The organism is Nocardia sp. NPDC059764 (assembly GCF_042732555.1).
Lineage (GTDB): Bacteria > Actinomycetota > Actinomycetes > Mycobacteriales > Mycobacteriaceae > Nocardia.
Map to the genome: position 1 here is coordinate 1 of NZ_JBHWHH010000257.1, position 7657 is coordinate 7657.

10 protein-coding genes are annotated in these 7657 nt (G+C 70.6%); 7 read left to right on the forward strand and 3 right to left on the reverse strand.

The window, feature by feature from the left end:
- The first annotated feature begins 85 nt into the window (after nucleotides 1-85).
- The 3 genes from ACFV4K_RS33420 to ACFV4K_RS33430 all read left to right on the forward strand — a co-directional run bounded on the left by ACFV4K_RS33420 (nucleotide 86) and on the right by ACFV4K_RS33430 (nucleotide 1282).
- Nucleotides 86-301, forward strand: coding sequence for a hypothetical protein (locus ACFV4K_RS33420; RefSeq protein WP_213561023.1), 216 nt, complete (start codon nucleotides 86-88; stop codon nucleotides 299-301).
- Nucleotides 301-1011: a DUF2567 domain-containing protein gene (locus ACFV4K_RS33425; protein ID WP_379280296.1), complete on the forward strand. Its 711-nt coding sequence runs from the start codon at nucleotides 301-303 to the stop codon at nucleotides 1009-1011. The genes ACFV4K_RS33420 and ACFV4K_RS33425 overlap by 1 nt, the downstream gene beginning before the upstream one ends.
- Before the next feature lie 88 nt (nucleotides 1012-1099).
- A complete protein-coding gene (locus ACFV4K_RS33430; RefSeq protein ID WP_379280297.1) occupies nucleotides 1100-1282 on the forward strand; it encodes a hypothetical protein in 183 nt (60 codons plus the stop codon).
- Nucleotides 1283-1286: 4 nt separating this feature from the next.
- Here the strand turns inward: ACFV4K_RS33430 and ACFV4K_RS33435 are convergent, their stop codons facing one another.
- Entirely contained in the window at nucleotides 1287-1760 is a 474-nt protein-coding gene (locus tag ACFV4K_RS33435) for a hypothetical protein (protein WP_379280298.1), read from the reverse strand.
- Between the two features lie 139 nt (nucleotides 1761-1899).
- On the opposite strand from ACFV4K_RS33435, the gene ACFV4K_RS33440 reads away from it, so the two are divergent.
- A complete protein-coding gene (locus tag ACFV4K_RS33440; protein ID WP_379280299.1) occupies nucleotides 1900-2421 on the forward strand; it encodes a hypothetical protein in 522 nt (173 codons plus the stop codon).
- A 110-nt stretch (nucleotides 2422-2531) separates the two neighbouring features.
- Here the strand turns inward: ACFV4K_RS33440 and ACFV4K_RS33445 are convergent, their stop codons facing one another.
- Entirely contained in the window at nucleotides 2532-3026 is a 495-nt protein-coding gene (locus ACFV4K_RS33445; protein ID WP_379280300.1) for a hypothetical protein, read from the reverse strand.
- Between the two features lie 95 nt (nucleotides 3027-3121).
- Complete coding sequence (locus ACFV4K_RS33450; protein WP_379280301.1) at nucleotides 3122-3880, reverse strand: NUDIX domain-containing protein; 759 nt, start codon at nucleotides 3878-3880, stop codon at nucleotides 3122-3124.
- Nucleotides 3881-3957: 77 nt separating this feature from the next.
- On the opposite strand from ACFV4K_RS33450, the gene nadA reads away from it, so the two are divergent.
- The 3 genes from nadA to nadC are packed head-to-tail and all read left to right on the forward strand — an operon-like array spanning nucleotide 3958 to nucleotide 7621.
- The gene (gene nadA, locus ACFV4K_RS33455) at nucleotides 3958-4989 is read left to right on the forward strand and encodes a quinolinate synthase NadA (protein WP_379280302.1); all 1032 of its coding nucleotides are present in this window, start codon (nucleotides 3958-3960) and stop codon (nucleotides 4987-4989) included.
- A gap of 33 nt (nucleotides 4990-5022) precedes the next feature.
- Entirely contained in the window at nucleotides 5023-6732 is a 1710-nt protein-coding gene (locus ACFV4K_RS33460; RefSeq protein WP_379280303.1) for an L-aspartate oxidase, read from the forward strand.
- A gap of 28 nt (nucleotides 6733-6760) precedes the next feature.
- Nucleotides 6761-7621 (forward strand): carboxylating nicotinate-nucleotide diphosphorylase, encoded by an 861-nt coding sequence (gene nadC, locus ACFV4K_RS33465; protein WP_379280304.1) that lies wholly within the window; start codon nucleotides 6761-6763, stop codon nucleotides 7619-7621.
- The last annotated feature ends 36 nt before the right edge of the window (nucleotides 7622-7657 follow it).

Here is a 7657-nt window from a genome sequence, read left to right on the forward strand (position 1 = left end):
GTACGGTAGGGGTGCGGGGGTTTCCATTCCCCTGGACCTGATCTGCCCGCCGAGTTCGATACGCGAAGGATCCATCGAGGTGGTCGTGGACATCGAGGAGCGCTACAACCCTTTCACGGGCAAGCGAGTCGTGCCGGGGCTGGACGATCCGGTACCCCCCGCGGCGGCCCTGGGCCTGGAGCCGCCGCGCTTCTGTGAACAATGCGGACGCCGCATGATCGTGCAGGTGAGCCCCGACGGCTGGTGGGCCAAGTGCTCGCGCCACGGGGTGCTCGACTCCACGAGCCTGGAACATCGCTAGTGGCAGCCACATTCGCCGCCGAGCCGGGCGGACTACGCGTCGAGGTAATGATGCGGGAAGTGCGTGCGGCGGCGGCGGTGTGTGCCGCGCTCGCCGCGGTGAGCGCCCTGGCTGGGGTGGCCTGGGCGTATCTGGCTCCGGCGGAACAACTGCTGGTGGTCGAACCCGATCGCGGCACCGCGCTGACCGGTGAGAGCCTGCACCGTTTCGACGCGCTCGCCATCTTCGTGCTGATCGGCATCGTGCTCGGCGTGCTCGGCACGGTCGCGGCCTGGCGCTGGCGGCGGGTGCGGGGCCCGGTCCTGCTGACCGGCATCATTCTCGGTTCCGCGCTCGGCGCGTTGCTCACCAAGGTGGTCGGCGAGGCGGTGGCCGAGCAGCGCCACGTCCGCCCGAGCAATCCGCCGATCCACACCATCGTGGAATTCGCGCCCTCCGTGGAGGGTTGGGCCGCCCTCATCGCGCAGCCCCTGGCCGCCGCGGTGGTGATCCTGCTGCTCGCGGCGCTGAGCACCTCCGACGATCTGGGCACCGGCGAATACCTACCCTTCGGCGGCGCACGCCCCGACCCGGTGATCGTCGCCCCGTCCCAGTACGGCTCCGCCATCCTCTACGGCCCCTACCCCGGCAATTCCGGTGCGCCGCAACCCCACGCGCCCCACGGCCCGGCGGTCCCGTTCGAAGCCCCCGAACCCGACGCACCCCGCTGACCCGAATCCCGGCAATAATCGCTGGACCTCGCGTGTTGTACCCCCTACCGTGTTCGCGACCACGGATTCGCATCACCCAGGGGACCTCATGAAGACCGCACCGCCGGGTAAGGCTGCGCCGGCCGACGCCGCCGCGCCGGCCGAGCGCCCGGACCTCACCGCCTGGCGTCACCGCCACGAACTGCGCAGATCCAATGCGTCCCAGCCGATCCCGAGCGGCCGCCGCTACCGGCGCACCACCAAGCACCGCGATCGCTCCCGGGACGATTAGCCGATCATTTGACGCCGCTGCTGAGACATGCAGCGCTACTGCCCGACTGGCAGGCGAAGCGACGCACGGCGTCCTGGTTACGCCGGATGAACGCCTCGGGCGAGTTGTTGTCGATGATGGGGATGGTGACGGTGCGGATTTGGCTGCCGGACGTGACGGTGATCGTGTTCGTGCCCGCCGTATCGGGGAACCACTGGTAGACCAGGAAGCCGGGCCCGGCCGAGCTCGGCGCGGGCAGGGCGGTCACCATGGTCTTGCCGTTGATGACGATCGAGACGGGCGTCGTCACGTCGTCCACCTCGACGGAGATTTCGCATCTCACCGTGGTGGCCTGGCAACCGAGCAGGTCGGAGCCGACGCCGAACATGATCGGGATGGTGCCCGTGGCGGCCGTGGCCGACCCGGTGGAAAGCTGCACTGCCGCGGCCGCGACAGCGGCCCCCGTAGCGGCGTAGCGAGCGATCGTCTTGGTGTTCATGGGCGAGAAGTATTTTTGAATAACCCTTGGTTCACAAGGGCTTTCGAGGACCCAGATTTTCGGGGGATCGCTCACCCGCCCGCGGTGCGATGCCGGGTGTAGTGTCCGCTGAAGTCCGGATGACACACCAGGGGAGCCCATGCGGATACAGACCGGTCATCCGATCGTCGATGCCGTGCTCGACCGGCACCGCGATCAGCTCGGCGCGTCGTTTCCCGCCTACCGCAATCACGTTCTGCGCAGTCTGAACTACCAGCGACTGCTGCTGGGGGAGCCGGTCCCCGATGTGGCGGCCCTGGCGTGGGCCGTGCACGACCTCGGCGTCTGGACCGCGGGGACCTGGGACTATCTCGACCCTTCCGCCGACCTGGCCACCGCGCACGCCGCGGATTTCGGTATCGCCGATGTCGGCACCGCGCGCCGCCTGGTCCTCGACCATCACCGGCTCCGCGCCGTCGACGACCGCCTCGTCGAGACCTTCCGCGTCGCCGACCGGATCGACGCCAGTCGTGGCCTGGTCCGGCGTCCGCTGGCCCGCGCCGACGTCGAATCCGTTGTGGCCCAACTCCCGTACGAGGGCTTCCACGCCTTCCTGGCGCGTCGGGGTGTCGCGTACGCCGTCACTCACCCGCTGCGCCCGCTGCCGATGCTGCGCTGGTAGCGACATCCAGCGGGCGCCGATGCAGTCGACCTGTTCGCCGTCGATAGTGCCGGTGCCGGTGAGGGATTCGGCGGGGTAGGCGAGATGCCGTAGCCCACCGCGCCGTCGGCTCAGTTGTAGTCGGTGACGAAGCCGAAGGTGAAGTGGTGTCCCTTGGCGTTGCACGAGATCGCGCCGCGGAAGCCGCTGCCGGTGCAGGTCGTGCCCGCGTAGGTGATGGTGGCGTCGGGACCGTAGGGCGAGTTCGAGCCGGGGGTGGGGCCGCCGCCGGTGAGCAGCGGGCTGCCCGAGCGGCCGTGCACGCCGATCGGGCCCAGCGCGGGATGGGCGGGCAGGAACGCGGCGTCGATGGTCAGGTTGGTGACCGGCAGGCCGTACCAGCGCAGGTCGATATTGGTCGCGTCACAGCCGACGTCGCCGGTCGCCTTGATGGCGCAGCTGGCGAGGTTGGAGTAGCTGAAATAGACCGTGTCGCCGACGAGATAGGCGTTCGGATCGGCCACCACCGTCTCGGCGGACGCGACCGCGGATCCCGAGATCGACACGGCGGCCGCGGTCAGGGCGGCGCCGGCGAGGGCGGTTCCGATGCGCATGGATGCGGACATGGCACTCCTTCGATAGTGATCTTGGATGTTCATTCCACTATCGGGCGCAGCGCTTTTCGGGTTACCCGCCGCCGCTGCCACCAAAAATGGGGGCCTCAGGCGGGCGGGCGGAAGGCCGCGAATTCGTCGGTGACCCGGATCTCGGAGTCGGTGAAGCGATGGACCGCGGCGGGGCGGCCGCCGGCCCGGCCGGGGGAGGCGGTCTCGCCGGTCGGCGTGATCACCTTCCGGCGGGTCAGGACGCGCTGCAGGTTGGTGGTGTCCACGTCGTATCCCAGTGCCGCGCAGTAGATTTCACGCAGCGTGGACATGGTGAAGGTGGCGGGCGCCAGCGCGAAGGCGATATTGGTGTAGGAGAGCTTGGCGGCCAGCCGGTTTCGCGCATGCCGCACGACCGTGCCGTGGTCGAAGGACATGGTCGGCAGGTTCGAGACCGGATGCCAGCGGGTGTCGGGCGGCAGCACCGGTTCGGCGGTCAACGGCACCAGGCCCAGGTACGCCGAGGCGATGCGCCGGTCGCCGGGCACCCGGTCGGGATCGCTGAACACCCACACCTGTTCCAGATGGGTCAGTTCGCGCACATCGACCTTCTCGGCGAGCTGGCGCGCGGCCGAGGCGTCGAGGTCCTCGCCGTCGCGCAGGCGGCCGCCGGGAAGTGACCAGGTGTCCTTGGCGGGGTCGAGGGCGCGCTCCCACAACAGGACCGCGAGTTCGGTGCGCTGGCCGGGCGGGCACCGATCCGTGACCGCGCTGCGCCGGTCCCTAGCGCTCTCACCTGCACCGATGGTTTCCGGGAAGCGACGAACCTGGAACACGGCGGTGAGCGTTTCGTGGATAGTGCTACGATGGGCCACGTTTTCGATTCTAAGTCGAAAACCGTGTGGATGCGAATCGGCGAAGTTGCCGGGCGCATGAGAGAAGGAGCCATGCCATGGCTGCAGCAGTGGGCACGCTGACCGAGCGCATCGCCGACGGGCCGTCGGGGTACACCGGTGTGGACGCCACCCCGGACTGGGCGGCGGAGATCAAGCGGCTGGCGCGCGAGCGCAATGCCACCATCCTGGCGCACAACTATCAGCTGCCGGAGATCCAGGACATCGCCGACCATGTGGGCGACTCCCTGGCCCTGTCCCGGATCGCCGCGGAGGCGCCCGAGGACACCATCGTCTTCTGCGGTGTGCACTTCATGGCCGAGACCGCCAAGATCCTCAGCCCGGAGAAGACGGTCCTCATCCCGGACGAGCGGGCGGGCTGCTCGCTGGCCGACTCCATCACCGCCGACGAACTGCGCGCCTGGAAGGCCGAGTACCCGGACGCGCTGGTGGTCTCCTACGTGAACACCACCGCCGCGGTGAAGGCCCTGACCGACATCTGCTGCACCTCCTCCAATGCCGTCGACGTGGTCGCCTCCATCGACCCCGACCGCGAGGTGCTGTTCCTGCCGGACCAGTTCCTGGGCGCGCACGTCAAGCGCGTGACCGGCCGCGAGAACATGCACATCTGGATGGGCGAGTGCCACGTGCACGCGGGCATCAACGGCGACGAGCTCAACGAGCAGGCGCGCACCCACCCCGACGCCGAGCTGTTCGTGCACCCCGAATGCGGTTGCGCCACTTCGGCTCTGTACCTGGCGGGCGCGGGTGAGTTCCCGGCCGACCGGGTGCACATCCTGTCCACCGGCGGCATGATCGACGCCGCCAAGGCCGCGAAGTCCAACCAGGTCCTGGTCGCCACCGAGGTCGGCATGCTGCACCAGCTGCGCAAGGCCGCCCCCGGCATCGACTTCCAGGCCGTCAACGACCGCGCGTCCTGCAAGTACATGAAGATGATCACCCCCGCCGCCCTGCTCCGCTGCCTGGTGGAGAACCGCGACGAGGTCCACGTCGATCCCGAAACCGCCGCCCTGGCCCGCAATTCGGTGCAGCGCATGATCGAGATCGGCAACCCGGGCGGCGGCGAGTAGCCACGCCCGCCCCGTCGGGGGAGGGATGAGCAAGTGAACACATCGATTTCGGTCACCTGGGAAGCCGAGGCCGACCTCGTCGTGGTGGGTGGTGGCGTGGCCGGGCTGACCGCCGCGCGCACCGCCTCCCGGCACGGGCTGCGGGTGCTGACCCTGAGCAAGGGCGGACCCACCGACACCTCGACCCAGTACGCGCAGGGCGGGATCGCGGTGGTCGCGCCGGACGGGGATTCGGTGGAATCCCACGTGCACGACACCGTGGTCGCCGGCGCCGGACTGTGTGACGTCGAGGCGGTGCGGTCCATCGTCGAGGGCGGTCAGCAGGCGGTCGCCGCGCTGACCGACCTGGGCGCGGTCTTCGACCTGGGCCGCGACGGCGAGGTGTCGCGCACCCGCGAGGGCGGGCACAGCACCCGCCGCATCATCCACGCGGGCGGCGACGCCACCGGCGCGGAGGTGCAGCGGGCCCTGAACGCCGCCGGACTGCCGGTGATCTTCGGGGCCGCCGTCCTCGACATCGTCACCGGACCCGAGGGCGTACGCGGCGTGATCGCGCTGTCGGACAAGGGCTTCGGCATCGTGCACACGCCCGCGGTCCTGCTCGCCACCGGCGGCCTCGGCCAGCTCTACGCGTGCAGCACCAATCCCGCGGGCGCGACCGCCGACGGCATCGCGCTGGCGCTGCGGGCCGGGGCGCTGGTCTCGGATCTGGAGTTCCTGCAGTTCCATCCGACCGTGCTGTTCACCCCCGGCGGTCTCGGCCGCCGCCCGCTGATCAGCGAGGCGGTGCGCGGCGAGGGCGCGATCCTGGTCGACTCCCGGGGCGATTCGGTGACCGCGGGCGTGCACCCGCTCGGCGACCTGGCCCCGCGCGATGTGGTGGCCAAGGCCATCGCGGCCCGCATGCACGAGCTCGGCGACGACCACGTCTACCTCGACGCCCGCGCGCTCCAGGGCTTCCCGCAACGCTTTCCGACCATCACGGCCGCGTGCCGGGCGGCGGGCATCGACCCGACCACCGACCTGATCCCGGTCGCGCCGGCCGCCCACTACCAGTGCGGCGGCATCCTCACCGACACCTCCGGCCGCACCACGGTGCCCGGCCTGTACGCCGCCGGTGAGGTGGCCCGCACCGGGCTGCACGGCGCGAATCGCCTGGCCTCCAACAGTCTGCTGGAGGGCCTGGTGGTCGGCGAGCGCGCGGGCATCGCCGCCGCGGAACGGCAGGGCATGTCGGCCCCGATCTCCGAGGTCGGCCCGCTGCGGTTCCCGCGCGCGGACCGGAAACTGTTGCAGGAGCTGATGACCGAACGCGCCGGGGTGGTCCGTGACGGCGACGGGCTGCGCGCCGCCATCCTGCGCATGCTCGGCCTGGTCTCCGACAACGAGGCTCCCGACATCACCGTCGAATGGGCGCTGAATCGCGGGGCGGCGGAGGCCGATGGGTCCGATGACCCGGCGCGCGTGGATCGGGCGGGCGTGCCCGCCGACGCGGCCGCGGCCTTCCTGCGCGACCTGGAGGATTCGGCCCTCACCCTCACCGCCCGCGCGCTGCTGGTCGCCGCGGCGGCCCGCACCGAGAGCCGCGGCTGCCACACCCGCTCGGACTATCCGGACCCGCGGGAGGAGCTGCGCCGCAGCACCACCGTGCGGCTGGGTTCCGACGGCCGCCCGAAGCTGGTCACCGAGGACGCGGAGGCGGCGCCCGCGTGGGGCCGCGACGTGATCCCCGCCGCGTCGTGAGCGGCGTCAGAGAACAAGGAGTGCTGTCATGACCCTCGATGCCGGACTCGATCGCGACGAACTGATCGCGTTGATCCGCACCGCCCTCGACGAGGATCTGCGGTACGGCCCGGACATCACCACCCTGGCCACGGTGCCCGCTGACGCGGTGGCCAAGGCGGGCATGGCTTCTCGGCAGCCGGGCACCGTCGCCGGGCTGGACGTCGGGCTGCTGGTGCTCGACGAGGTGCTGGGGGCGGGCAACTACGAGGTGACCGGGCGCGTGCCGGACGGCACCCGGGTGCAGCCGGGCGACACCGTACTGAGCCTGGTCGCGCCGACGCGCGGGCTGCTCACCGCCGAACGTACATTGCTGAATCTGGTGTGCCACCTGTCCGGCATCGCCACCGCGACCGCCCAGTGGGTGGACGCCGTCGAGGGCACCGACTGCCGGATCCGCGACAGCCGCAAGACCTTGCCGGGCCTGCGCGCACTGCAGAAGTACGCGGTGCGGGTCGGCGGCGGCGTGAACCACCGCATGGGTCTCGGCGACGCCGCGCTGATCAAGGACAACCATGTGGTGGCCGCGGGCTCGGTGGTCGCCGCGCTGCGCGCCGTGCGGGAGCTGGACCCGGACATCGAGTGCGAGGTCGAGGTGGACAGCCTCGAACAGCTCGACGCCGTGCTCGCCGAGGACGTGGAACTGGTGCTGCTGGACAACTTCCCGTTGTGGGCCACCCAGGCGGCGGTGCAGCGCCGCAACACCCGGTCGCCGCGCACCAAACTCGAGTCCTCGGGCGGGCTTTCACTGGACATGGCCGCCGACTACGCGCGCACCGGCGTCGACTACCTGGCCGTGGGCGCGCTCACCCACTCGGTCCGGGTGCTCGATCTCGGCCTCGACATGTAGCGCGGAAATTGTTGCGTCGACGCGGCCCCGGAGTGC

Coding starts and splice junctions, on each gene's coding strand:
- ACFV4K_RS33430 (WP_379280297.1), top strand. CDS start 1,100: ATGAAGACCGCACCGCCGGGTAAGGCTGCGCCGGCCGACGCCGCCGCG.
- ACFV4K_RS33435 (WP_379280298.1), bottom strand. CDS start 1,760: ATGAACACCAAGACGATCGCTCGCTACGCCGCTACGGGGGCCGCTGTC.
- ACFV4K_RS33440 (WP_379280299.1), top strand. CDS start 1,900: ATGCGGATACAGACCGGTCATCCGATCGTCGATGCCGTGCTCGACCGG.
- ACFV4K_RS33445 (WP_379280300.1), bottom strand. CDS start 3,026: ATGTCCGCATCCATGCGCATCGGAACCGCCCTCGCCGGCGCCGCCCTG.
- nadA (WP_379280302.1), top strand. CDS start 3,958: ATGGCTGCAGCAGTGGGCACGCTGACCGAGCGCATCGCCGACGGGCCG.
- nadC (WP_379280304.1), top strand. CDS start 6,761: ATGACCCTCGATGCCGGACTCGATCGCGACGAACTGATCGCGTTGATC.